This window comes from Micromonospora sp. NPDC048909, from assembly GCF_040649635.1.
GTDB lineage: Bacteria > Actinomycetota > Actinomycetes > Mycobacteriales > Micromonosporaceae > Micromonospora.
This window is the reverse complement of the sequence record NZ_JBEZFU010000018.1, coordinates 62,469-85,728: the sequence shown is the minus strand read 5'-3', so window position 1 is coordinate 85,728 and position 23,260 is coordinate 62,469. Positions and strand designations below refer to the sequence as shown.

Here is a 23,260-nt window from a genome sequence, read left to right as displayed (position 1 = left end):
CGGGGGGGGGGGGGCGGCGCGGGCCCCGCCCGGGGGCGGCGGCCGCCCCCCCCGCGCTCTGCTTGCCGGCCCGGGCCCCCCCCCCCCCGCCCCGCGACTGTCCCCGGTCAGCAGGTGGCGTTCAGGCCGGCCCAGTTGGCGCGGTCGTTGTAGCCACCGTCGCCCGCGTCACCGACGACCAGGTCGAGCACCCGCACGCCGGACAGGTCGACGTCGACCTGGCGGATGTCCTCGCGGGTGAGCACGCCGCTGTCGAAGAGGACCCGGCCGTCACCGATCACCTGGAAGGTCGACGTGGCGCCCTCCGGGCCGACGTTGCGGACCGCGTCGTCCAGGCCCACCACCGCGGTCAGTCGAGTGCACCGGTCACCGACGTAGTAGCGGACCGTGGAGGGCGAGGCGACCCCGAGGCCGGTCGGGTACACCTGGCCGAGCATGCTGATCGGCGTCCAGCCACCGACGCTGAGATCGACGGTCGGGCTCATCCAGCCGCTGGTAGCGCTGATCCAGGTGTGGTGCGACAGGACGACCTCGCCGTCCGGCGGCGCCGGCGCGATCACCAGGGTGGACACCGTCCGCTGGCTCAGCTGGCCGTGCCCGGGCACCCGGTACGAGGTGGTGGCGGTCAGCGTCGCGGAACCCGGGGCGGCGGAGGCCGACAGGGCCACCGTGAAGGCGAAGGTGGTCCGGCCGCCGGGGGTCAGCAGCTGGGGTGCCCGGCCGAGCGGCCGAACCGTCCAGCCGGCGGGCGTCGCGAGCGCGACCTTCGGCGTGAGGACCGGCAGCGAACCGTCGTTGCGCACGACGACCTCGACGCGCGCCTCGTCGCCACCGGCGAGCACCGGCGCCGAGCCGGCCTGCGTCGGGGTGCCGGCGACCTGCGTGACCTCGGGCAGCCCGGCGGTCAGGTGCGGGACACCCGGCAGGCCGCGCGCCGGGCCGACCCGGAGCAGCGCCGCGCCGTGGGCGGGTACCGCCGCGCTGATGGTGCCGGCGCTCTCGGTGACCCGGTCGGTCCAGGCGTTCCGGACGGTGAAGCGCGATCCGGAGAGGCCGAGCGAGGAGGCCTTCGTGGTCTGCGTCGTCGGGGTCTCGCCCCGGTTGAGCAGCACCACGGCCCGGTCACCGTTGGCGAGGCGCTTCACCCAGGTCTCCGTCGTACCGGCCGGGCCGACCCGGACGGCCTGGACACCGGCGGGGTCCTGGTTGATCGCCAGCATGTCGGCGTCGGCGAGGATGTCGACGGAGGTCTGGCTGAGCTTGCGTACGTCGCTACCGATCACCAGCGGCGCGGCGGCCACCGACCAGAGCGACATCTGGGTACGGAACTCCTCGTCGGTCATGCCGAGTTCCGGCGCGACGTAGTCCGGGTCGTTGAAGTGGCCGGGCCCGGCGACCTCGGGGTGCCGCGCGTTCGCGTCGTAGTTGCGCAGCACGTCCTTGAACTTGATCTCTCCGACGAAGCCCACGTCCGTGTAGGTCCGCCACGACTGGGCGATCGCCGGCGCGTAGCTCCAGGAGTAGGTCGACTGCTGCTCCTCCGGGTAGTTGCCCCAGTCGGGCGAGGTCACCGGATTGCACAGGTTGAAGATGATCTGACGGCCGCTGGCGTTGTTCCGCAGCGCCTGCGCGAACTCGGTGTAGACCGTCTTCGGGTCCAGGTTCGCGGCGATCCCGCAGAGGAAGTCGACCTTCACCGCGTCGAACTCCCACGCGGCGAACTGGTCCGCGTCGCGCTGGTAGTAGCCGCCACCACTGCCGAGCCCGCACTTGCCGGGGATGTACGGCCCGGCGTCGGTGTAGATGCCCGCCCGCAGGCCCTTGGCGTGGATGTAGTCCACCAGCGGCTTCAACCCGTCCGGGAAGCGCGTCCGGTCGGCCTGCAGGTCACCGGCGGCCGTCCGCGGCTCCGGGTCCTGCCAGCCACCGTCGAGCCAGACGATGTCGTAGCCGGCCCGGGCCAGGCCGCGGGACACCAGCGCGTCGGCGACCTCCTTCACCGACTCGGCGGAGAAGTTGCCGCCCAGGCCGAAGTAGGTGTTCCAGCCCTGGTAGGGCGTAGGGCTCAGCACCGGCGCCGAGGCCGCGTCGCTGACAGCGGCGGCCACCGGGGTGGCACCGGCGGGGGTGGCGGGCACTATCAGCAGACCGGCCGTGAGGGCCAGGGCGGTGAGCAGATGCCGTTTCACATCGGAATCCTTTGCTGCCGGGGGTGGTGGACGGGCGCGCCGGCGCCGACGAACTCGCGCACCGGAACGGGAGGTGGGGGCGGCGCCGGGAGCACATCGCTCGTCCCGCTCCCGTCGGCCGGCTGGGCGCGCCGCCCGCTGGGTCCGACGTGGAGGCGGTACGACTGCGGACGCGAGTCAGGGCGCACCGCGCCCCGAGACCTCTGCGGCACGTCCCCGCGAGGGGCTGCCAGATCAGTCATGCCCGCACTCCTGAGCTCTGTTTCCAGGATCTTGCATCCCGTTATGGCGAGGTGTCAATATTATTTCGTAAATTACGAGTTCTAGGGCGACCAGCTTCCGTCCGATTCGGACCCTGATTGCCGCCGAGGGCGGTCACGAGGCGTTAACGGATCGGCACGACGACCGGCGACGGCCACAACGAGCGCGCCATCGTGGACGAGGCCGGACACTGGGCCTGGGCGGCAGGTCCGCAGGTCGACCGGGCACCGGCCCGCCCGGCCGCCGCTGAGCTGGGTCGGCACCCGGCGTACGTGGCCGAGGCGGCCGGGCTGCTCAGCGCGCTGCTACGACTGGACGCGGTGACCTCGGGTCAGCTCGTCGCCGAGATCGTTCGGATCGCCGAGCTGGTCGACGGGCGACCGGTCCTCGCCGGCCGGTTGGCCGATCTCCTCGGTCGGCGGACGACGCGCTGGCGACCCACCTCGGTCGACCCGGCGCTGCTGCTCGACGCGGCCGGCTCCCTCGCCGAGCGCGGCGACCTCGCGACCGGCCTGTTCGCGGTGGCGCTGGCCCGCCACGGCAGGTCGCTCGGCTGGCCCGAACCCTGGCGGGTTCTGCTCCGTCTCCTGCGCAGGCATCCCGTCGCCGACGTCCGCGACGCCGCTCTCGGCGTCTCGATGGCCGCTGCCTGACCCGACCCGGCTCAGGCAGCGGCGCTGGTGCGGCCCGACCCCGGGTCGGGCCGCACCAGCGTGGTGACGATCAGCCGGCGTGGTACGCCCGGATGACGGTCTGGTCGATCCCACTACCACCGTGCGGCGACCACGTCGCAATGCCCGATGCCGCAACGGATCCCGCATCACGGCGTGGCCGAGGCCAGTGCGGTTTCCCGGCTGTTTCGCCGTTGATCCGCACCGACGTCGGGGGAGATCATCAGGTCGCACCTCCGTGGTGCCGGCCGGACCGTCGCAGGCCGCGACGAGCGGACCGCGGCAGACGTCACCCGGCAGGGCAGTTGTTGCTCTTACGCCGGACCGTGTATTCGGTGTCGTCGTTGGTGATGCCCGACGCCGATCCGTCGAAATACGTCTCGACCTTCTCCCAGCCCCGGCGCTGCTCGTAGTGCAGGTGCGGAGCGCCCGAGTTGCCGGTGCTGCCCAGCCGCCCGATCTGGTCGCCCTGGGCGACCCGCTGACCGACCCGGACCAGCGGCGGCTCCAGCAGGTGCAGATACTGCGTCTCCCACTTGCCGCCGTGGTCGATCTTCACCCAGTAACCCCCGCCGCGGCCGCGCGGCCCCTCCGGATTCTCCGGGGTGCGCCCACCCAGGGATCCGTTGATCCCCGCCACGGTGACCGTGCCGGCGTACGAGGCGAGTACGGGTCTCCCCCACGCCTCGCCCTCGGTCGGGAAGAGGTCGACGTCGTAGTCGTCGTGGCCGGGATAGGTACCGAGCTGCCAGGTCTCGCCGCAGGCGACGGGGAGTTGGAAGAGCGGGCGCGGACCCGCGGGCCGCAGCAGCGGCACGACGACCACGGCGATCGCGACGAGGGCGGCGACCGCGCCGAGCACGAGGACCAGGCGAAGGGTGCGGCGTGGCCCGCGACGGCGGTGGCGGAAGCGGGAGGGGTGGCCGGTCGTCACCGTCCAGAGCATGACAGACGCCGGCAAGGCCCCGGCTGTCAGATGGCGTGACCGCTCGCGCCGGCGGCTCGGGCACCACGGCACGGGGACCCTCGCTGCCGCCGGCGCGATGCGGCGGACCGGCCGATGCCTTGTACCCCGCCCGCCCGCCGTGCGAGTCTGCCGGGAGAGCAGGGCCGGAGGAAGCGGTTGCACATGTTGGCGATTGACGACCTGTCCGTCGGTTACGGCGACACACCAGCCGTGCTCAGCGGCGTCTCGGTGACGGTCCGGCCGGGCCGGATGCTGGCGGTGACCGGCTCGTCCGGTGCCGGCAAGACCACCCTGCTGCACGCGATGGCAGGGTTGCTGCGGCCCCGGGCCGGCACGGTGAGCGTCGCCGACCAGCGGTTGCGGGACCGCGATCACGCGGTGCAGCGCGGGGTCGTCCTCATTCCGCAGGACAACGGCCTGGCCCCGATCCTGACCGCGACGGAGAACCTGCAGGTGGCCCTCGTCGGCGGCGGCGTCACCGCACCCGAGGCGCGCCGGCTCACCGCCGCGACGCTGGACCGGCTGGGTCTCGCCGGCCAGGCCGACCAGCTCGTGGAGGAGCTGTCGGGCGGCCAGCAGCAGCGTACGGCGATCGCCCGCGGCCTGGCGCTGCGCGGCGACGTGCTGCTGGCCGACGAGGTGACCAGCGAGCTGGACGCCGGAAACCGGCAGCGGGTGCTCGACCTGCTGCACGACGAGGCGCGGCGGGGCGTGGCCGTCGTGTTCGCCACCCACGACCCGGAGGTTGCCGCCGGCTGCGAGGCGGAGCTGCACCTCGTCGACGGGCGAGCGGAGCGCGTGCGCGGCTGAGCAGGACGGTAACCGTCGGGTATCGATCCTCGTCGCGGGCCATCCCGATTCTCGGCCGCTCATAGTATGGGCGTCGATGCTGGCTGTGATCGCAGGAGCACTCGCCGCCCGCCGGGCACACGCCCTGGCGGTGCTGCTCCTGTCAGTGCTCGCCGGCGCCGCGGCCGCGGTCGCACCGATGTACGCGGCTGCCGCGGGGCGGGTCCTGGCCGACGCGGAACTCTCCGCCGCCACACCGGAGGAGCGCCGGCTGCGGTTCGTCGCGATCCAGGAGCAGCCGGGCATGCCCGGTGATCCGGCCCGGTCCGGCTTCGCCGACGAGGTCGAGCAGCTCGCACCGGCCGGCTTCGACGTCGTCTTCGGCTCGCAGTCCGGTGGCGTCGCCCACGGCCCGGCGGCGGCCGTGACGACGAACCTGGTCTTCCGCACGGGGATCTGCGAGCGGGTCGCGGTGACCGGCCGCTGCCCGGCGTCCACCACGGCGAGCGAACGGCCCGAGGTGATGGTCAGTGCGGGCACCGCGGCGCACCTGAAGGTCGCGGCCGGCGGTGAGATCACGTTCAAGGCGGTGCCGCTGCGCGTGTCCGGTGTGTACCGGCCCGTCGACGCGACCGACCCGTACTGGATGGGCCACGAGCTTCTTCGGGCGCCCGCACCGGGCACACCGGCCACGTCGGCGGTGGGCGGCGCCGATGACGCCATCTTCACCGCCGAGTCGGCACGGCTCCCCGACGACGACGCCCTGCTGCACCAGCCGACGGCCGACGTGTTCGTCACCCGACACCTGTTGCACGCGCAGCCGACCGACGGGCTGCGCACCGCCGTCTCGGCGGCGGGCCGCGACGCGAGGCAGTTCGAGATCGGAGTCGGCACCGCCCTGCCCAACCTGCTCGATCGCATCGCGCTGCAGCGCGACCAACTGGCGGCCGGGGTGACGCTGGGTGCCGCGCTGCTCGTCCTGCTCTGCTGGCTGGTGCTCTTCGTGGCGGTCAGCTCGGCCGCCGACGAACGTCGACCGGAACAGGGCCTGCTGCTGCTGCGCGGGGTGCAGCGCCGCCGGCTGTGGGCGCTGGCGATCGGCGAACACGCCGCACCCGCGCTGGCCGCGATCCCCCTGGGATGCCTGGTCGGCCTCGCCGCGACCGAACTGCTCGCCGCACACACCCTGACCGGTGACGCCGACGTCACGCTGAACACCACCGCGGTCGGCTACGCCACCGTCGCCGCCGTCGGCGCGCTCGTCGCGGTGCTGCTGGCCCAGGCCCGCACCCTGGCCGCACCCGTCGTCGATCTGCTTCGCCGGGTACCGGCGCGAGCCCGTGGCTGGCGGGCGAGCGCCGCCGACCTTGTCGCGGTCTCCCTCGCCACCGCGGCCGTGGTGCAGTTGCGCGCCGGCGGGTCACCGAGCGGGCTCGCCCTGCTGGCACCGGTCGTCGGCGCGCTCGCGGTCGGCTTCCTGCTGGCGCGGGTGGCCATGCTGGTGGGGGCGGCGGCCGGCGCGGCACTGCTGGCACGCGGCCGGACGCGGGTCGGCCTTCCGCTCGTGCAGGTGGCCCGGCAGCCACGGTTCCGACCCCTGATCGCCTTGCTCACGGTCGTTGTCGCGATGCTCGCCTTCACCGTGGCGGCGCGGGAGGTCGCGTCGGCCGCTTACGCGGATCGGGCGACCCTCGAGGTCGGCGCTCCCCGGGTGGTCGGCGTCGACGCGCTGTCGCGCCGGCACCTGCTCGAAGCCGTCCGGGCCGTCGACCCCGAGCGGCGGTTCGCGATGGCCACGGTGGTGACGAGTCTCGCCGACGAGGTCGGCACCCCGGTCCTCGCCGTGGACTCCGACCGGCTGGCGGCCGTCGTCGCGCCGCACCCGTCGTACGGCGCGGACCTGGCGAAGATGACCCGGACACTCCGCCCGGATCCGCTCCCGCCGATCCTCCTTCGGGGACGTCTGCTCACTGTCGACCTGACGGCCAGTTACGACGAGGCGGTCTTCGGCAAGCCCCAGCCCCGCCTCTACGCCCTGATTGCCAGCACGAACGGCACCCGTCGGGTCAGTGCGGGCACCCCCATCGTTCCCGGTCGGAAGGAATACTCCGTCGCGGCGCCGGAGTGCGCGTCGGAGTGCCGGTTGGTCGGGTTCGAGATCACCACACCGCTCGCCCTCCCCCAACCGCTCCGCCTGCAATTCAACGAGCTGCGCTCGGACGACGCCGACCCGGTGCAGGTGAGCGGCGCGGAGTTCGCCGAGCTGAACCGGTGGCGGATGTCCAAGCAGGACGACGTCGCGATGTACGGCGTGACCGAGGGTGGTCCAGCTCTGGGCATCGAGGCGCCGGACGGCCGGCGGCCGAGGCCGATCTCCCTGAGGGTGGCCGATACGCCGGAGCTGATACCCGGTTGGCTGACCCGCTCGAAGCTGACACCCGTGGGCTGGCAGCACCCGTACGAGGGGGTCGACTCGCTGCCGACCACGGCCTGGGTCGTCGGCCTGGTGGACCGGCTGCCCCGGCTGGGAGGATCCGGTCTGCTGGTCGACCTGGACTACGTGGACCGGCCCGCCGTCGGCGGGCAGTCCGGGGTCAAGGAGGTGTGGTTGGGCCCGGCGGCGCCCGCCGACGTGCTCGACCGACTGCGCGAGCGGGGCCTGGTGGTGCGCTACGACCGGACGATCCCCGCCGCCCGGGCGGATTTCGGCCGGCAGGCTCCCTCGTTGGCGTTGACCTTCAACCTGTTCGCCGCGCTGGCCGGGGTCCTGATCGGGGCGGCGGGTCTGGTCGCGATGGCGGCGGCGGAGCAGCGCAACCGGGTGAGCATGCTGGTGGCGCTCCGCCGGCAGGGTGTGCCCGCGCGCGCCGTTCGCGGCAGCTACGGGTGGCCGGTCGCGGTCGCCGCGGCGGCGGGCGGGCTCGCCACCGTGTTGATCTGGATGCTGGCCCGGTCCGGGCAGCGGTTCTTCGTCGACGGCTGGTCGCCCGTGCCGGTCCCCGTCTGGCCGGACGCCGGCCGGATGGTGTTGATCACGGTGCCGGCGGTGGCTGTCTTCGCGGTGACCGCGGCGGTGCTGGGCCAGGTCTTCGCCGCCTCGGTCCGCCGGCGGAGCCGTCGGTGACCGCGCGGGTGCCCGACGAGGGCGTTGCCGTCACCTGCCACCGGCTGATCCACATCTACTCGACGGGAGCCGGCGACGTGGTCGCGCTCTCCGGTGTGGACCTGCACATCTCCCCCGGCGAGATGCTCGCGCTGGTCGGCCCGTCCGGCTCCGGAAAGTCCACCCTGGTGTCGATTCTCGGTGGGCTCATGCGGCCGAGCGCCGGACGGGTGTACGTGGGCGACCACGACCTGTCGCGGCTCTCCACGACCGAGCTGGCCACCCTACGCGGGACGATGGTGGGCACGGTGCTGCAGGGCGCCGAGCGCAACCTGCTGCCGTACGTGTCGCTGGCGCGTAACGTCTGGATGGCGCAGCGATCCGCGGCACGTCTCGCCGGTCGCCGGCTGGATCCGCCGGAGGCGGTGCTCGACCTCGTCGGCCTCGCCGGCGCCGGAGCACGGCGGGCCGGTGACCTGACCCCGGGCCAGCGTCAGCGGGCCGCCCTGGCCCAGGGCCTCGCCGCCGGGCCGGGTCTGCTCCTGGTCGATGAGCCGACCAGTCAACTCGACAGCGCCGGCCGGGACGAGGTGCTCGCGGCCCTGGACACGATCAACTCCGAGCGCGGAACCACCGTGGTCGTGGTGACCCACGATGCTGAGGTCGGTACCCGGCTCGGCCGGGCCGTGACCATCCGCGACGGTCGGGTCGGGGCCGAAGGGCGGGACGGCCGGGAATTCGCCGTGGTGGCCGGGGACGGCACCATCCAGTTGCCGCCGGAGACGCTGGCGGCCTTTCCGCCCGGCACACTCTTCGCGGTCGACCACACCGAGGACTCCATCACCTTGGACGCGACGGCGAAGCCCACGGCTTCCGCGCAACGACAGGATGGCCGAGCGGAGCGGTGATTCGCCGACCAGCTGCCGCCGCTCGTTCAGCGCGCCCCTTTCCGTGACCCGGATCATGAGTAGCGAACTCGGCTGTCCCACCTGCCCGAAACCGCCGCGCTTACGTTTTCCTGTTTCCGCTGCGGCTTATGCCGGATCCGCGAACACCCACCGACAGGACGGCTCGCATCAACCATTTGTTCAAGGTGGACGCTCATCCGACGCGGAGCAGTGGAAGGGCGCCACGACCAACCTGACGACCGGTCCTCAACCCGCGGTTCTGGTCCGGAGGAGCGGCGCGTCCCGGGTGAACTCTCGGAATCCGACGCTGTAGTACAGCCCGCGCGCCTGGGGATGCCCCGGCGCACCCAGGGAGGCGACCGTCGCATGAGTGGCTCCGGCCGCCCGCGCCAGCCGCATCCCGTGCAGAAGCATCGCCCGTCCCAGCCCCCGACGCCGGTAGTCCGGATGCGTACCGACCGGCTCGAACTCGACGGTCCTGTTCGCTTCGTCGAGCCACATGATCGTCGAAGACGCCATCGTCCCGTCCGGCGCCTCCACCAGGATGTGCAGGTCGCCGCGGTACCCCGCTGCCTGCCGGACGCCCTGGTAGCCCTCGGCCGTGTACGTCGACGGAGCCCAGGCGTCCAGATGGGCCTGGACCGCGGCCTTCGGCCCGGCCTCGTCGGCGGTGCGAAACCGGAATCCGTCCGGCAGTACCGGCTGCTCCACGTCGGTGAGGTCCCGCTCGTTGAGCTGGGTCCAGGACCCGGTGTCGCCGAGCGAGGCCGGGTCGGTCTCATAGCCGTGCGCCGCCCATCGCCGCAGGGCGAATTCATCGACAGCGACCGGTATCACCCTGCGCTCGATGTCTGCCGCCGTACGGTCGTACCAGTCGATCACCTCGTCGACCAGCCCGGCGCGGTCGGGATGTACCTGATACGCCAGATAGGCGCCGGTGACGTCCTGCACCGACCCGTCGCTCCGCCTGACCTGGTGCGGAAGATGCGCCCAGCCCCACGCCACCAGATCCCCGCCCGAGAACCACAACCGACGCCGCCAGCTCGCGCCGTCGCTGGCGTGCCCCTTGCCCCAGTTCCAGGCCAGCTCGCCGAACGTCGCGTCGGTGTTCATCAGGTCCGGACGGGTGGCGGTGACCCGCTGCGCCAGACCCTGCATGAGCTGCACGTCCGCGGCCGTCACAAGCTCGACGTTCGTCATGGTGCGCCACTGTGTCACGCTCCCGCCGACCCGTCGAACCGTTAAAGGTCGGCCCCTGATGCGCCACCGCCGAACGGCAGGGTCAGGACCGGTCAGGCTGCCGGGTCGAGGTTCAGCGCCTTCAGCACGACCAGCGTCAGGAGCAGGGCCGCGAGCGCCACCGCCACGGCCGCCTGCGCGAGGCCACGACGGCGCTGCGGCGCGTACGCCATTCCCGCGGCTGCTGCGGCGCCGACCAGCAGGCCACCGAGGTGGCCCTGCCAGGCGGTGAACCCGGCGGAGATCACCAACCACACCGCCAACATGATCAGCATCCGGTTGCGGTCGAGTGGCTCGTAGCGCAGGCGGCGGCTGACCACGTAGTAGCAGGCTGCCAGGCCGTAGACCGCGCCGGACGCGCCGATCGCGGAGGAATGCGGATCGACCAGGAAGAACAACACCGCGCCGCCGAGCGCCGAGAGCAGGTAGACGGCGAGGAAGCGCAGCACGCCCAGCCGCTCCTCGAGGATCCGCCCAAGCACCCAGATCCAGTACAGGTTGAACAGGATGTGGGTTATCCCGAAGAAGCCCTGGGTCGGCTCGGTGTGCAGGAAGGCCGAGGTGATCAGGCGGTACCACTCGCCGTGCGCGATGCCGACGAGCCGGTAGCCGGCGTAGCTGCCGCCGTCGTCGACGAAGTAGCGGCCGCTCTCGTCGACCAAGCCGGTGCCCAGGCTGTCGAACCGACCGATGATCGCCGGCCACACCAGCTCGGCCAGGTAGACCAGGACGTTGAGACCGATCAGCACGTACGTCGCCACCGGCCGGCCGAGCGCCCGGCCGCCGAAGACGGTGCGGGACTGCCGCACCGTGCGGTTCTCCGAGCGGATGCACTCGGGGCAGCGGAAACCGACGGGCGCCTCGCGCATGCAGTCCGGGCAGATGGAACGGTCACACCGGGTGCACCGCACGTACGTCTCTCGACGAGGGTGCCGGAAGCAGGTGGCGTTCGCCTCGGACGGTGGCTGCTCGGTGTTCAAACTGTCCATTGAGGTGTCCGGATCCTGGGAGGTCTGTCGCTGGGGGTGGCGACGCGTCGGTGGCCGGGTGATACGCCTCCGGACGCGTCAGCCGCGTCATGGTAGCGGTCGGGACCGGCGCGCGCTTCCCCGTCCGGCGCCGGTCGTCCCGGCCCACCCCGGAGCCGAACCGTGCGCGCCGATCCCCTGGTCGGCCGCGGCGGAGTTCACTCCGGCGGCCAGTTCCTGAGGACGGCGTCGAGGGCGTCGAGGGTTCTGGACCACGACACCTCCGCGGTGCGGGGGTGGTGGCGGAAGCCACCGGTCCGCTCCAGCGACACGTACCCGTGGAAGGTGCTGTGCAGCATCCGGATCGCGTCCGTCTGGTCGGGCTCGGAGAGTTGGTAACCGCGCAGGATCGCCCGCGTCATCTCCGAGTGCCGGCGGGCCGCGCTCGCGGCCGCCGTCTCCGGGTCGAGGTCGACCTGCATCGCGGCATACCTGCCCGGGTGCCGCTTCGCGTAGTCCCGGTAGGCGTTGGCGAAGGCCACCAGCGCGTCCTTGCCCGCCCGGCCGGCGAGCGCGTCGGCGACCCGGTCGGCGAGCTCGGCCAGGGCCAGCCCCGCCACCCGGATCCGCAGGTCCTGCACGTTCTTGAGGTGGAAGTAGAGGCTTGCGTCCTTCACCCCGAAAAGGCGTGCGAGCGCCGAAACCGTCACGTTGTCCAGGCCGACCTCGTCGGCCAGCTCCGCCGCCGCCAGGGTCAGGCGCTCGGGGGTCAGGCCCGCACGTGCCATGTGTCACGCTCCACCTAGATAATTAAAGCGTTTGCCTAGGCATACTAGAGTAATGCCTATGAACCCGGTGACCGAAGCCGCCCTCCGCGCCTCCTTCGTCAACTGCACCAAGGGCGAGACGCAGCGCCTGGCCGTACCCAAGGACCTGGCCACCCGCCCCTGGGACGACCTTGACTTCTTCGGCTGGCGTGACCCGTCCGCGCCCGAGCGGGCCTACCTGATCGCCGAGTCCCCCACCGGGCTCGTCGGGGTCGCCCTCCGGGTGGCCGCCCAGACCGGGCAGGCGCGGCGCAGCATGTGCTCGTTCTGCCTGACCACGCACACCGCGGACGGCGTCTCGCTGATGACCGCGCGCAAGGCGGGCAAGGAGGGGCGGCAGGGCAACTCCGTCGGCGCCTACATCTGCACCGACCTGGCCTGCTCGCTCTACCTGCGGGGGAAGAAGGACGCCGGGCGACGCATCGACGAGTCGATCACGCTGGAGCAGAAGATCGAACGGACCACCAGCAGCCTCGGCGCCTTTCTGCACAAGGTGGCCGGGTGAGCGGCGCTCCCCCGGCCCGGGTGCGGGCATTTCGATAGGGTGCCGCGGGAACGGTCCCGCTCGGCCCGTCGAGGGCGGGGACGCGTCGCGACGCTCACCAGGGAGGCGCAACGGTGTCTGGTGTGGACGATGACGGCGGAACGAAGCCGGCGACCGCGGCGAGGATCTACGACTACCACCTCGGCGGGACGCACAACTTCCCGGCCGACCGGGCCGCCGCCGAGGCGATGGCCCAGATGTTCCCGTTGGCGCCGGTGCTGGCCCGCACCAACCGGGCGTTCCTGCGGCGGGCCGTGGGTCACCTGACCGGAGCCGGGGTGCGGCAGTTCCTCGACATCGGCTCGGGCATCCCGACCGAGGGCAACGTGCACGAGATCGCCCAGCAGATCGCGCCCGACGCCCGGGTGGTCTACGCGGACATCGACCCCGTCGCCGTGTCGGAGAGCCTGGAGATTCTCCACGGCAACGACCGGGCCACCGCCATCGGGGGCGACCTGCGGGAGCCGCAGGCCATCCTGACCCACCCGCGGGTGCGGGCGTTGCTCGATCTCGAGCAGCCGGTCGGCCTGCTGCTGGGCGCGGTCCTGCACTTCGTACCCGACGACGACCTGGCGTACGACGTGGTGGGGCAGTTGCGGGCGGCGCTCGCACCGGGCAGCTACCTGGTGGCGTCGCACGCCTGCGCCGACGGCGGGGACGTCGACCCCGACGACGTGCAGACCGCCCAGGGGCTGTACCGGCGGAACACCGCGACCCCGTTCCACCTGCGCACCCGCCCGCAGTTCGAGCGGTTCTTCGCCGGCCTCGACCTGGTCGCGCCCGGCGTGGTGTGGCTGCCGCAGTGGCGGCCCGCCCCGGACGATCCGGCGGACTTCGCCGACGACCCGTCCCGCAGCTCCGGTCTGGTGGCCGTCGGCCGCAAGCCGTAGCCGGGCGGGCCGGGCGGCGCAGCGATCGCCGCCCCGCCTGTCAGCGGTAGACGAGCGCCCCGGGTCGGGGCACCGACGCGGACCCGGCTATTCCGGCAGGTCCGCAAGCATCCTGGCGAGCTCCGCCGGATGAGCCAGATGCGGGAAGTGACCGCCGGGCAGCACGGTCACGTCGATCGTCGGCAGCGCCGCGGTCAGCCACGCCCGGTATGCCGCCGGTGGTTCCGACGAGGTCACCCACCGGTAGCCGATCCCCCGCTCACCGATGGCCGTCAGATCCCGCCGCCGTTCGGCGGTGATCGCCTCGTCGGAACCGTGCAGGATCTCGGCCCAGTAGCCGAGCAACAGATCCGGTCGCGGGTCGGTCGCGGTCTCCACGATCGCGCGCGCACCGGTCGGGAGGGACTCGATCCCCATCCCAGACAGCAGCCGGTCCCAGATCTGCCGCCAGTCCGGGCCGCGCAACACCGGCTCCGCCGCACGCACGGCAGCCCCGAACGGGCCGGGTAGCAGCGGCTGGTCCAGATTCACCACGGCGCGGGTCGGGTAGTGGGCGGCGTACACCGTCGCGACGACCGCTCCCACGGAGTGGCCCACCAGCACCGGATCCGCGAGGCCGGCCTCCCGCACCTTCGCGTGCACGAACTCGGCGACGTCCGCCATCCGATAGGAGTCCTGGCGCGGAGACTCGCCGTGGCCGGGCAGATCCAGCGCCAGCGCCTGACGGCCCGGGTCGACCACCTCGAGCTCACGCAGCAGCGGCTCCCACTGCCGCCGGTCGAAGGTCAGACCGTGCAGGAGTACCAGCGGCGCACGCTCACCGGAAACGGACAACGCCTCGGTCTCCCATCCCCGCCAGGACTGGCGGACTTCACCAGCATCTGCGGCACACCCAGCGCAGGCTACCCGCGCGGCACCGCCGACGAACGTCTGCTCGCCGGACGGTCAGCCGGGTGCGGCAGGGCCGGAGTCCGGTCCGGTGGGTTCGCCCTCGGCGTCCGGCAGGGTGGGCGCATCGGTCGGGTAGAGGCCGGCGGCGAAACCGTACACCTGGTCGCCGGCGCGCGGGATCTCGGCGAACTTGCGAGCCAGGGCCTGGACCTCCGCCCAGAAGTTGCGCACCTCCTCCCTCGGGATACGCGCGTGCACCAGCGTGCACCGCAGGTCGTCGGCCGCGTGGGCCGCGGCGGCCTCGGCCGCCGCCTGCGCGAGCCCGTTCATGGCGGCCACGACCTGTTTGTCCTCGGGGCGGTGGAGCGCGCCGACGTAGAGGGTGCGGGCGACGCGCCCGTAGTACCGCTCCTCGATCGCCCGCACCCGCCGGGTGCGCACCACCTTGAGCAGGCCGGCGTCGACGAGAAGGTTCACGTGGTAGGCGACGCTGCTCTTGGGCCGGTCGACGGCCCGTGCCATCTCGGTGACCGTGGCGGCCCGTTCGAGGAGCAGTTCGAGCAGGGTGTCGCGCAGCGGGTCCGCGAGGGCGCGCAGTTGCTCGGGCGCGGTGACCACGAGCAGCTCGTCGAGGTCGTAGTCCGGGATCCGCTCATTGACCGACATTTCTCGACCGTTCTAGAATCATGGATCATTCCATCATCGCCGTTTGATCACAGGAGTGTATGAGATGGCTGACGTGGTCCTCTTCCACCATCTGCTGGGGCTCACCGACGGGGTGCGTGCGTTCGCCGAGCAGTTGCGCGCCGACGGACACCGCGTGCACACACCCGACCTGTTCGACGGCGAGCGGCCGGCAACCCTCGAAGAAGGCTTCGCGCTGACCGAGCGCCTCGGCGCCGCGGTGCTCGACGACCGCGCCGACCGGGCGTTGGCCGACCTGCCCAGGAGCCTGGTGTACGGCGGCTTCTCCTACGGCGCCGGCACGGCGCAGCGGCTCGCGCAGACCCGACCCGACGCGCGCGGCGCGCTGCTCTACGAAGCCTGCCTTCCCATCACCGGCGAATGGGCCGTCGGGCCCTGGCCCGACGGGGTCCCGGTGCAGATCCACGGCATGGACAAGGACCCGTTCTTCGCGCTCGAGGGTGACCTCGACGCCGCCCGCCAACTGGTCGAGATCGCCGGATCCGACCTGGCCGAGCTCTTCGTCTACCCGGGTGACCAGCACCTGTTCACCGACAGCGCGCTGCCGTCGTACGACGCATCGGCGGCCGCGCTGGTGGTGCAGCGTTCGCGGGCCTTCCTCGACCGGGTGGGCTGAGCCGCACCCCGCCATCCGTGCCCTTCTCGGCCGGGGCACCGGGGCGCGGGCCACCCGGCTGGCGCGGCCCGCGCGAGTAGGGTCAGAACGCGTCTCGCCGGTGGCGAGCCGCAGACCACCCACCTGGCCGAACCGGCCCCGGTGCCGCGCGGGCCGGCCGATCACGGTCGACGGAGAGGCAGATCAACCATGGCGATCCCCCACCTGACGGCCGCCGACGGCACGACGTTGCCGGCGATCGGGCTCGGCACCTACCGGCTGACCGGCTCGGAGGGTGCCGCCGCGATCGGTCAGGCCATCGCGGCGGGCTATCGCTTGATCGACTCCGCCGTGAACTACGAGAACGAGGGAGCGGTGGGTCGGGCCGCGCGCTCGGCGGAGGCACGGGACGAACTGGTGGTCACCTCGAAGCTGCCGGGACGCCACCACCGGTACGACGAGGCGCTGACCACCATCGAGGAGAGCGTGTTCCGCACCGGCCTGGACCAGATCGACCTCTACCTGATCCACTGGCCGAACCCCAGGGTCGACCTGTACGTGCAGGCATGGCGCGCGCTGATCGAGGCGCGTGAGCGCGGCCTCGTCAAGCACATCGGTCTCTCCAACTTCCTGCCCGAGCACATCGACCGGCTGGTGGCCGAGACCGGTGTCGCCCCGGTCGTCAACCAGATCGAGGTGCACCCGTACTTCCCGCAGCAGGAGGTGATCGACCACCACCGGGCGCACGGGATCCTCGTGCAGGCGTGGAGCCCGCTCGGCCGTGGCAACGACCTGCAACAGCAGCGCACCGTCGTGGAGATCGCAGCCGCCCACGGCATCAGCCCGGCGCAGGCCATCCTCGCGTGGCACGTGGCCCGCCAGGTGATCCCGCTGCCCAAGGCCGCCTCCCCGCAGCGGCAGGACGAGAACCTGGACATCTTCGGCATCAAGCCCACCGACCAGGAGGTCGAGGCCATCACCGCGCTGGGTCGCCCCGATGGGCGCCTCGCGGGCCAGGATCCGGCGACGTACGAGGAGTTCTGAGCGACGCCGTCGGCACCGTGCCCCGCCCCGCACGTCGTCGTGGGGCCGGGAGAGCGGGGTCAGCGGTCGCGGTGGTCGTCGGCCGGCAGACTCGGCCCGTCCACCGGCTCGGGGCGCTGGTCGGGCTGGCCGAGCTGGGCGACGTGGGTCGGGTCGAGGACCCGGGAGAGGAACGAGCGGGTCCGTTCGTGCTTCGGTGCGCCGAGCACGTCCTGCGGCGGCCCCTGCTCGACCACCACACCGCCGTCCATGAACACGACCCGGTCGGCGACGTCCCGGGCGAACGCCATCTCGTGGGTCACGACCAGCATCGTCATGCCGTCCTCGGCCAGCTTGCGCATGACCGTCAGGACGTCACCGACGAGTTCCGGGTCGAGCGCCGAGGTCGGCTCGTCGAAGAGCATCAGCTTGGGATCCATCGACAGCGACCGGGCGATCGCCACCCGCTGCTGCTGGCCGCCGGAGAGCTGCGCGGGAAACGCGTCGGCCTTGTCGATCAGGCCGACCCGTTCCAGGTTGCCCCGGGCGACCTGCTCGGCCGCGCCGCGCCCGCGCCTGAGCACCCGGCGCTGGGCGATGGTGAGGTTGTCCAGCACGGTCAGGTGCGGAAAGAGGTTGAACGACTGGAACACCATGCCGATACCGCGGCGTACCGCGTCGATCTCGACGTCCGGATCGGTCATCTCGGTGCCGTTCACCCAGATCTTGCCGGCACTCGGCTCCTCGAGCAGGTTGACGCACCGCAGCAGCGTCGACTTGCCGGAACCGGACGGCCCGATGACGCACACCACCTCGCCGTGGCCGACCTCGAAGTCGATGCCCTTGAGCACCTCGAGCGGCCCGAAGGACTTGTGCAGGTCGCGGATCTCGACGGCGGGCCGGGGTTGGGTGGTCGTCATCTGGGTCACCGAGCCTTGGCGTAGCGGAGTTCGAGGCGTCGTACCACCTGGGACAGGGGCAGGGTGATGATCAGGTAGGTGAAGCCGGCCACCAGCAACGGGGTGGCGTTCACCCGGTCGTTGAGCGTGTCCCGACCGAACTTGGTGACCTCGATGGTCTGCGCCGTCACGCCGAGCACGTAGGCCAGCGACGAGTCCTTGGTGAGCAGGATGAGCTCGTTCGTCAGCGGCGGGATCACGATCCGGAACGCCTGCGGAATGATGATCGTGCGCAGCGCGGTGAAGTGGGACATGCCGAGCGTGCGCGCCGCCTCCATCTGCCCCTTCGGCACCGCCTGGATGCCGGCCCGGATGGTTTCGGCCATGTAGGCGGCGGCGGTCAACCCGAGACCGATCGCGATCGAACCGAACACGCCGCCGGGAATCTCCCGCTCGGGGAAGGCGATGGGGATGCCGTATCCGACGAGGAAGAGCACCAGCAGCGCGGGCAGGCCCCGGAACAGCTCGACGTACGCCGTCGCCACCCACCGGTACGGAGCCACCCGGGAGAGCCGCATCAGCGCCAGCAGGGTGCCGAACACGAGGCCGAAGGCGAACGCGCCCAGCGTGTAGAGGATCGTGTTGCGCAGCGCGACCGTGATGATCGTCGGGAACATCGACTTGATGATGTCGACGCGGAAGAACGCATCGCTGAGCCGGCCCCAGTCGGCGGCGAAGATCACCGCCACGATGACAACGACAAAGGCCAGGTACTGGAGCCAGAGGGACAGCCGCTCTCGTTGGCGGCGTCGCAGCTTCACGGTTCGGCGCTCCTTGACTGTGCGCGGGTTACCGACGCGGAGGGCGCGCGCCCAGCGCACGCCCTCCGGTCAGGAGTCTCAGGTCACGCGTTCGGCAGCTTGCCGATCCACTTCTCGTAGATCTTGTCGTACGTGCCGTCCTGCTTGGCCTTCGCGAGCACCTCGTTGATCTTCTTGAGCAGCTCCGGGTTGCTGTCCTTCTTCACCGAGAACCCGTACTGCTCGCCGGTGTCGAATTCGGCCGTGACCTCGAACCCGCCCTGGTGCTCCTTGATGTACTCGGTCCAGACCGGCAGGTCGTTGACGGCGGCCTCGACCTGGCCGTTGGCGAGAGCCTGCTGCAGGGCGGCGAGGTCCTCGAACTCGACGAGCTGCAGGCTCTTCTCGGCCTCCTGCTTGCGGGCGTAGTCGCGGCCGGTGGTCGCGGCCTGGACGCCGACCTTCTTGCCCTTGAGGTCGTCGAGCGACTTGTACGGCTTACCGGTCTTGACCAGCAGAGCCTGAGTGGCGTCGAAGTACGGATCGGAGAAGTTCATGACCTTCTGCCGTTCCTCGGTGATCGTCATGCCCGCCGCGGCCACGTCGCACTTGCCGGTGTTCAGGTCCTGGCCGGACTTGATGCCCTCGAACGGCGTGTCGATGATCTTCTGCTCGGCACCCAGTTCCTTGGCCACCAGGTCGATCACGTCGACGTCGAACCCGACCACCTTGCCGCTGGCGTCCTTCGACTGGAACGGCGCGTACGGCAGGTGGGTGCAGACCGTCAGCTTGTCCTTCTCGACCAGCTTGACCCCGCTCGCCTGGACCTCGCCCTCGTCCTTCTTGGCGCATCCCGCGGTCACCGCGAGAGCGCCGATCGCCACGATCAAGCCAGCCTTGCGGACTGCGCTATGGAAGTTCACGGCGAGGTCCCTCCGTTTCGGCCCCTGTGACAGGCAGCCAAGGTTCGTGCAAAGACGGTGTGACAGGCGACGGTACCTGATGTGAATGGCCTTACCTAGATCGCGTCCAGGCGTTGGGCCGATGGTGCGACCCGTCACAGCCAGTAACCGGGCAGTCGGCGGGCAACCGGGACGTCGGGGACGCCCGCCGGGCGCCGTCACCCGGGTCTTTCGTCGACGCCAGGTCCGGGCCGTTCGACGCGGGTGGGGTTGCCGCGGACCAGCTCGTCGTGGATACGCCAGCGGCCGGTGGTGACCGACCGGGCCGTCGCCTCGTCGCCCCGCTCGATGCGCCGCCGCAGCCGCTGCAGGGCCAGGCGGCGGTTGAGGCTGAACTGCCGCTCGGTGTCGACCACGACGACCAGCCCGGAGGGGCGGTGGGTCGCCCGCACCGCCGTGCTGGCCTTGTTCCGGTGTTGGCCGCCGGGGCCGCCGGTACGGCAGGCGACGACCTCGACATCCGCCTCGGAGAACGTGCTGCGCGGGGTGTCGACCTGGCACGGCCGGGCGGTGACGTACCAGTTCTTGCGGCCGGTGGCCGCCCGGTAGGGGCTGGCGGCCTGCCAGCAGAGGGTGCCGGTCCACGAGGTGGCGAACCTTTCGGCGTCGTCGCCGGAGATCCGGACCAGGACCGATCGGTAGGTGCCGGGCCGGTCGCCGGGGACGGTCTCGACCCGATGGGTCCGCAGATCGTGCCGGGTGGCGTCGGCCTCCAGGCGGCGCAGCAGCTGGGCCAGCGCCCAGGCGCACTCCTGCGGGCCGCGCCCGGCCGACAGGAACAGGTGGACGCTCATGCTCGGCCGCCCCCGCGTCGGCGGTCCCGACGGTCCCGTGCGGGTGCCGACCCGAGGTCCGCCGTCTTGTACGTGACCAGGGGGACCGTGGTGGCCACGGGCGTGGCCAGGTCGTGGTCGACGAGGTCGGCGATCACCTGCTCGATGCGCTTGTAGGCGGTCGGGGCCTCTTCGAAGAGCAGCTGGCGATCACCGCACACCACCAGCGATCCCACCGGGGTGCGGCGCAGCTCCTCGACGGTGTGCTTGGCCCGGCCCCGGCGCAGCGCGTCGGCGCGGGACATCTTGCGGCCCGCGCCGTGCGCCACCGAATGGTTGGCCTGCGGGCCGGCATGCGCGGCCACCAGGTAGGAGGGGGTGCCGCGGGTGCCGGCGACGAGCACGTCGCGGCCGTCACCGGGCGCCGCACCCTTGCGGTGCAGGTAGACCCCGTCGCCGGCCTCGACCAGGTTGTGGCACTGGTCGACGATCGGCTCGGTGGGTTCGGCGCCCAGCGCGTGGGCGACCCGGGCGGCCAGCAGCCGCCGGTTGAGCGATCCCCAGCGGACGGCGTCGTCATGCATGGCCAGGTAGGCGGCGGGATCGGCGGCGGGGCCCGCGCCGTGCAGCTCGGTGTGCGCCCGCAGAATCCGCTCGCCCAACCCTCGGGAGCCGGTGTGGACGACGAGCACGAGGTCGCCGGCGTCGAGCCCGAGCCGGTCCGCGTGGTCGGGGTCGAAGACGGTTCCGATCCGCGCCAGCTCGACGAAGTGGTTACCCCGGCCGACCGTTCCGAGTCCGTCCAGGTGACCGGCGGGAACGTCGCCCGCCAGCACGGCCCACGCCGGATCGCCGGCATCGCGCTCGGGGTCCAGCGCGCGGTCGAGGTCGGGGAACCGGGCGGCGAGCCGCTCGGGTACGACGCGCTTCAGCCTGATCGGGAACACGGCGATGCCGCATCCGATGTCGGAGCCGACCAGGAACGGATACAGCACGGTCGACGACATGGCGGCGCCGATCGGTGCGCCCTTGCCGGGGTGCAGGTCCGGCATCGCGGCGACGTGGATCATGCCGTCGAGGGCGGCCACCTGCTGACACTGTGCCAGGGCGTCGGATTCGATCCAGCTCGCGGCCGAGGCGAACACGGTGACGGAGGCCGAGGTGGACTGCGGCGGCGGAACCCGCCGGGGGTCTTGCTCAGACAAGGACGTTCTCTTTCCGGAGAAAGGAGGGCGGACGGCGGCGCGGCGCCGATCGGCGCCGGGTCGCGGGTTGGCTGGGTGCTGCCCGTCAGAACGTCATGGCGAGCACCCTCCCCGACTCCACCCCCGGCCGGCAAGCCGTTTTCGCCCGCGGAGAGGGCGGAGGTCCGCATGCCGCCCAGCTTCTTGAAGGGGTCGGGAGGCGGCCGCTCTACCGTCGCCCGGCGCGCCTCGGTGGGCGTCCGGGGTCAGCGGCGGGACGAGGCGCAGCCGATGCAGGTGCGGGTGGCCGGGAGCGCCTCGAGCCGCTCCGACCCGATCGGCCCGCCGCACCGTTCGCAGCGGCCGTAGCTGTCGTCGTCGATCCGGTCCACGGCGCGGTCGATCGACGCGAGCCGCTCCCGAGCCTCCCGCAGGAGCGCGCTCGCCTGGGCGCGCTCGAAGGCGATCGTCTGGCCCTCCGGGTCGTGCTCGTCATCGGTGTTCTCCGACGACGCGGCGGCGATGATCCCGGCGACGACCCTGGTGAGGTGGTCGATCTGCTCGATCGTGTGGGCGCGTTCGGCCCGGAGTCGCCCGACGGCGCCGACGACGGCCTCGTCGGCGCTGTCCGGTGTGTCAGCCATCGACCCAGCGTAGGCGCAGTTCGCCGTCGGGGCGGCCACGGCGGCCCGGTGCGCAGGCGGCGAGCCTGCGCACCGGACCCCGGCCGGTCGGCTCAGCCCGCGGTCGGCGCGCCCCGCGCCTTCAGCCGGCGCAACTCCTCGGCCGACATCAGCCAGGTCGAGTTCGTCGCCCCGAGGCCGAGAAGCACCTGGTCGAACGAGTTCCCGTCGTTGTCGTCGGTGTAGCAGACGCTCACCTCGCCCCAGGGGGAGGCGGCGACGGCCATCTGGTCCTGCCGGCCCGTCGTGGTCTGGCTCAGCGCCTGGGCGGCCAGCCGGCCGGTGGTCGTACCGTCCGGGTTGAGGCCGCGCGCCCAGACGTCCGGGTTGGCGCCGGACACCGTCCAGCCCACCACCACGTTGCCCTGGTCGTCGATGCCGGCCCCGGCGCCGGTGGCCCCGGCGCCGGTGGAGACCTCGACCTCGGCGTGCCGCGGGGCGCCGGCCGCGGTGAACGAGCGCCCCCAGACGCCGCGGGTGCCGGTGTGGTCGGACTCCCAGGCGACCGTGAAGTCACCGGCGAAGTTCGCGGCCACCGAGGCACGCTGCTGCTGCCCGCCGCTCTGCGCGTTGGCCGTCCGCCGGGACAGCGCCACCGCCCCGTTGGACCGCGCCAGCCGGGTCAACCCGATGTTGTACGCGCCGTTCGCGTCGGCGTCCTCGTCCCAGACCACCAGCGCCTCACCGGAAGCGGACACCGCCACGTCGGGGCGATGGTGCGCACCCGTCGTCTGCGAGGCCGTCACCTCGTACGCCTTGGTGGTGGCGGCGGTGAAGCCGGCGGCCTTGACGGTGGCGGGGGCGGTCCCCTGCACGTCCTCCCAGACCACGGTGAAACCGACCGCGGCGGCGTTGTTGGGCGCGCCGTCCGGATCGACCGCCACCCTCGGCCAGATCTGCTGGCCGGCGTCGCCGGCGTTGGCCTGCCCCGATCCGAGCACCGCGCCGGCCGGCGACACCACCCGGTACTGGATGTTGTAGACGCCGTTGCCGTCGCCGTCGGCGGCCCATGCCACCACCGCGTTGCCCCGGTCGTCGAGCCCCACGTCCGGGCTGATGTGTCGCCAGGCGGCGCCGCTGGTGCCGCCACCGGAGAGCTTCAGCTCGTAGGCCGGGGTGCCGTCGCCGAACAGGCGCAGGAAGATCTCGCTGTGGGTGTCGTCCTCGGGGCCGGTGCTGTCGCGGTCGTCCTCCCACACCACCGCGACCTTCCCGGTGCGGTTCATCGCGATGGCGGGCAGGTCCTGGTCGCCGGCCGAGGCGCTGTTGGCGGTGGTCCAGGTGACCGCCGCGGCGGTCACCGCGATCGGCGCCGGGGCGGCGACCGCGATCACGCCCGGGACCAGCACGGACGCGGCGAGCAGTGCGGTGAATGCTGACATCGGTGGT

The 23,260-nt window shown here is 72.2% G+C and carries 22 protein-coding genes; 8 read left to right on the top strand and 14 right to left on the bottom strand.

The window, feature by feature from the left end; genetic code table 11:
• Nucleotides 1–107 precede the first annotated feature (107 nt).
• Entirely contained in the window at nt 108–2,189 is a 2,082-nt protein-coding gene (locus AB0C04_RS30515; protein WP_357061434.1) for an NPCBM/NEW2 domain-containing protein, read from the bottom strand.
• A gap of 434 nt (nt 2,190–2,623) precedes the next feature.
• Between AB0C04_RS30515 and AB0C04_RS30510 the strand changes: the two genes are divergently transcribed.
• Nucleotides 2,624–3,103: a hypothetical protein gene (locus AB0C04_RS30510; protein ID WP_357061432.1), complete on the top strand. Its 480-nt coding sequence runs from the start codon at nt 2,624–2,626 to the stop codon at nt 3,101–3,103.
• A gap of 307 nt (nt 3,104–3,410) precedes the next feature.
• Here AB0C04_RS30510 and AB0C04_RS30505 read toward each other — a convergent pair whose 3' ends face one another.
• The gene (locus tag AB0C04_RS30505; RefSeq protein ID WP_357061429.1) at nt 3,411–4,055 is read right to left on the bottom strand and encodes a M23 family metallopeptidase; all 645 of its coding nucleotides are present in this window, start codon (nt 4,053–4,055) and stop codon (nt 3,411–3,413) included.
• Between the two features lie 195 nt (nt 4,056–4,250).
• On the opposite strand from AB0C04_RS30505, the gene AB0C04_RS30500 reads away from it, so the two are divergent.
• From AB0C04_RS30500 to AB0C04_RS30490, 3 genes are all read left to right on the top strand, one after another.
• Complete coding sequence (locus tag AB0C04_RS30500) at nt 4,251–4,898, top strand: ATP-binding cassette domain-containing protein (RefSeq protein WP_357061427.1); 648 nt, start codon at nt 4,251–4,253, stop codon at nt 4,896–4,898.
• Between the two features lie 76 nt (nt 4,899–4,974).
• Entirely contained in the window at nt 4,975–8,001 is a 3,027-nt protein-coding gene (locus AB0C04_RS30495; RefSeq protein ID WP_357061423.1) for an FtsX-like permease family protein, read from the top strand.
• Nucleotides 7,998–8,888 (top strand): ABC transporter ATP-binding protein, encoded by an 891-nt coding sequence (locus tag AB0C04_RS30490; RefSeq protein WP_357061421.1) that lies wholly within the window; start codon nt 7,998–8,000, stop codon nt 8,886–8,888. Before AB0C04_RS30495 ends, AB0C04_RS30490 begins: the two co-directional genes overlap by 4 nt.
• 246 nt (nt 8,889–9,134) lie before the next feature.
• Here AB0C04_RS30490 and AB0C04_RS30485 read toward each other — a convergent pair whose 3' ends face one another.
• The 3 genes from AB0C04_RS30485 to AB0C04_RS30475 form a co-directional block, all read right to left on the bottom strand.
• On the bottom strand, nt 9,135–10,088 hold the full coding sequence (locus tag AB0C04_RS30485) for a GNAT family N-acetyltransferase (RefSeq protein WP_357061418.1): 954 nt from the start codon (nt 10,086–10,088) through the stop codon (nt 9,135–9,137).
• A gap of 92 nt (nt 10,089–10,180) precedes the next feature.
• Nucleotides 10,181–10,996 (bottom strand): rhomboid family intramembrane serine protease, encoded by an 816-nt coding sequence (locus tag AB0C04_RS30480; RefSeq protein ID WP_357061416.1) that lies wholly within the window; start codon nt 10,994–10,996, stop codon nt 10,181–10,183.
• 317 nt (nt 10,997–11,313) lie between these two features.
• Nucleotides 11,314–11,883 carry a WHG domain-containing protein gene (locus AB0C04_RS30475; protein WP_357061413.1) on the bottom strand — a complete coding sequence of 190 codons (570 nt, stop codon included), beginning with the start codon at nt 11,881–11,883 and terminating at the stop codon, nt 11,314–11,316.
• A 58-nt stretch (nt 11,884–11,941) separates the two neighbouring features.
• Here AB0C04_RS30475 and AB0C04_RS30470 point away from each other — a divergent pair, with 58 nt between their 5' ends.
• Both AB0C04_RS30470 and AB0C04_RS30465 read left to right on the top strand, forming a co-directional pair.
• Nucleotides 11,942–12,427 (top strand): FBP domain-containing protein, encoded by a 486-nt coding sequence (locus AB0C04_RS30470; protein WP_357061410.1) that lies wholly within the window; start codon nt 11,942–11,944, stop codon nt 12,425–12,427.
• A 113-nt stretch (nt 12,428–12,540) separates the two neighbouring features.
• Complete coding sequence (locus tag AB0C04_RS30465) at nt 12,541–13,356, top strand: SAM-dependent methyltransferase (protein ID WP_357061407.1); 816 nt, start codon at nt 12,541–12,543, stop codon at nt 13,354–13,356.
• A gap of 87 nt (nt 13,357–13,443) precedes the next feature.
• On the opposite strand, the gene AB0C04_RS30460 is transcribed toward AB0C04_RS30465, so the two are convergent.
• Entirely contained in the window at nt 13,444–14,190 is a 747-nt protein-coding gene (locus AB0C04_RS30460) for an alpha/beta fold hydrolase (protein ID WP_357061404.1), read from the bottom strand.
• A gap of 111 nt (nt 14,191–14,301) precedes the next feature.
• A complete protein-coding gene (locus tag AB0C04_RS30455; RefSeq protein WP_357061401.1) occupies nt 14,302–14,913 on the bottom strand; it encodes a helix-turn-helix domain-containing protein in 612 nt (203 codons plus the stop codon).
• Nucleotides 14,914–14,977: 64 nt separating this feature from the next.
• On the opposite strand from AB0C04_RS30455, the gene AB0C04_RS30450 reads away from it, so the two are divergent.
• Both AB0C04_RS30450 and AB0C04_RS30445 read left to right on the top strand, forming a co-directional pair.
• Nucleotides 14,978–15,568 (top strand): dienelactone hydrolase family protein, encoded by a 591-nt coding sequence (locus AB0C04_RS30450; protein ID WP_357061398.1) that lies wholly within the window; start codon nt 14,978–14,980, stop codon nt 15,566–15,568.
• A 189-nt stretch (nt 15,569–15,757) separates the two neighbouring features.
• A complete protein-coding gene (locus tag AB0C04_RS30445; RefSeq protein ID WP_357061395.1) occupies nt 15,758–16,591 on the top strand; it encodes an aldo/keto reductase in 834 nt (277 codons plus the stop codon).
• Nucleotides 16,592–16,650: 59 nt separating this feature from the next.
• On the opposite strand, the gene AB0C04_RS30440 is transcribed toward AB0C04_RS30445, so the two are convergent.
• The 7 genes from AB0C04_RS30440 to AB0C04_RS30410 all read right to left on the bottom strand — a co-directional run bounded on the left by AB0C04_RS30440 (nt 16,651) and on the right by AB0C04_RS30410 (nt 23,253).
• The gene (locus AB0C04_RS30440; protein ID WP_357061392.1) at nt 16,651–17,490 is read right to left on the bottom strand and encodes an amino acid ABC transporter ATP-binding protein; all 840 of its coding nucleotides are present in this window, start codon (nt 17,488–17,490) and stop codon (nt 16,651–16,653) included.
• A 5-nt stretch (nt 17,491–17,495) separates the two neighbouring features.
• Nucleotides 17,496–18,290, bottom strand: coding sequence for an amino acid ABC transporter permease (locus AB0C04_RS30435; protein ID WP_357061390.1), 795 nt, complete (start codon nt 18,288–18,290; stop codon nt 17,496–17,498).
• A gap of 83 nt (nt 18,291–18,373) precedes the next feature.
• Nucleotides 18,374–19,153, bottom strand: a complete 780-nt coding sequence (locus tag AB0C04_RS30430; RefSeq protein ID WP_357061387.1) for a basic amino acid ABC transporter substrate-binding protein — start codon at nt 19,151–19,153, stop codon at nt 18,374–18,376.
• A 236-nt stretch (nt 19,154–19,389) separates the two neighbouring features.
• Complete coding sequence (prfH, locus tag AB0C04_RS30425) at nt 19,390–20,025, bottom strand: peptide chain release factor H (RefSeq protein ID WP_357061384.1); 636 nt, start codon at nt 20,023–20,025, stop codon at nt 19,390–19,392.
• Nucleotides 20,022–21,209 (bottom strand): RNA ligase RtcB family protein, encoded by a 1,188-nt coding sequence (locus tag AB0C04_RS30420; RefSeq protein WP_357061382.1) that lies wholly within the window; start codon nt 21,207–21,209, stop codon nt 20,022–20,024. Before AB0C04_RS30420 ends, prfH begins: the two co-directional genes overlap by 4 nt.
• Nucleotides 21,210–21,454: 245 nt before the next feature.
• Entirely contained in the window at nt 21,455–21,832 is a 378-nt protein-coding gene (locus tag AB0C04_RS30415; protein ID WP_357061380.1) for a TraR/DksA C4-type zinc finger protein, read from the bottom strand.
• A 92-nt stretch (nt 21,833–21,924) separates the two neighbouring features.
• Entirely contained in the window at nt 21,925–23,253 is a 1,329-nt protein-coding gene (locus AB0C04_RS30410) for a hypothetical protein (protein WP_357061377.1), read from the bottom strand.
• Nucleotides 23,254–23,260: the final 7 nt, after the last annotated feature.

What these genes read in the sequence shown, in the direction of transcription:
- AB0C04_RS30495 (WP_357061423.1), top strand. Translation starts at nt 4,975, where the DNA reads ATGCTGGCTGTGATCGCAGGAGCACTCGCCGCCCGCCGGGCACACGCC.
- AB0C04_RS30455 (WP_357061401.1), bottom strand. Translation starts at nt 14,913, where the DNA reads ATGTCGGTCAATGAGCGGATCCCGGACTACGACCTCGACGAGCTGCTC.
- AB0C04_RS30440 (WP_357061392.1), bottom strand. Translation starts at nt 17,490, where the DNA reads ATGACGACCACCCAACCCCGGCCCGCCGTCGAGATCCGCGACCTGCAC.
- AB0C04_RS30500 (WP_357061427.1), top strand. Translation starts at nt 4,251, where the DNA reads ATGTTGGCGATTGACGACCTGTCCGTCGGTTACGGCGACACACCAGCC.
- prfH (WP_357061384.1), bottom strand. Translation starts at nt 20,025, where the DNA reads ATGAGCGTCCACCTGTTCCTGTCGGCCGGGCGCGGCCCGCAGGAGTGC.
- AB0C04_RS30410 (WP_357061377.1), bottom strand. Translation starts at nt 23,253, where the DNA reads ATGTCAGCATTCACCGCACTGCTCGCCGCGTCCGTGCTGGTCCCGGGC.
- AB0C04_RS30470 (WP_357061410.1), top strand. Translation starts at nt 11,942, where the DNA reads ATGAACCCGGTGACCGAAGCCGCCCTCCGCGCCTCCTTCGTCAACTGC.
- AB0C04_RS30450 (WP_357061398.1), top strand. Translation starts at nt 14,978, where the DNA reads ATGGCTGACGTGGTCCTCTTCCACCATCTGCTGGGGCTCACCGACGGG.
- AB0C04_RS30415 (WP_357061380.1), bottom strand. Translation starts at nt 21,832, where the DNA reads ATGGCTGACACACCGGACAGCGCCGACGAGGCCGTCGTCGGCGCCGTC.
- AB0C04_RS30485 (WP_357061418.1), bottom strand. Translation starts at nt 10,088, where the DNA reads ATGACGAACGTCGAGCTTGTGACGGCCGCGGACGTGCAGCTCATGCAG.
- AB0C04_RS30475 (WP_357061413.1), bottom strand. Translation starts at nt 11,883, where the DNA reads ATGGCACGTGCGGGCCTGACCCCCGAGCGCCTGACCCTGGCGGCGGCG.
- AB0C04_RS30480 (WP_357061416.1), bottom strand. Translation starts at nt 10,996, where the DNA reads ATGCGCGAGGCGCCCGTCGGTTTCCGCTGCCCCGAGTGCATCCGCTCG.
- AB0C04_RS30445 (WP_357061395.1), top strand. Translation starts at nt 15,758, where the DNA reads ATGGCGATCCCCCACCTGACGGCCGCCGACGGCACGACGTTGCCGGCG.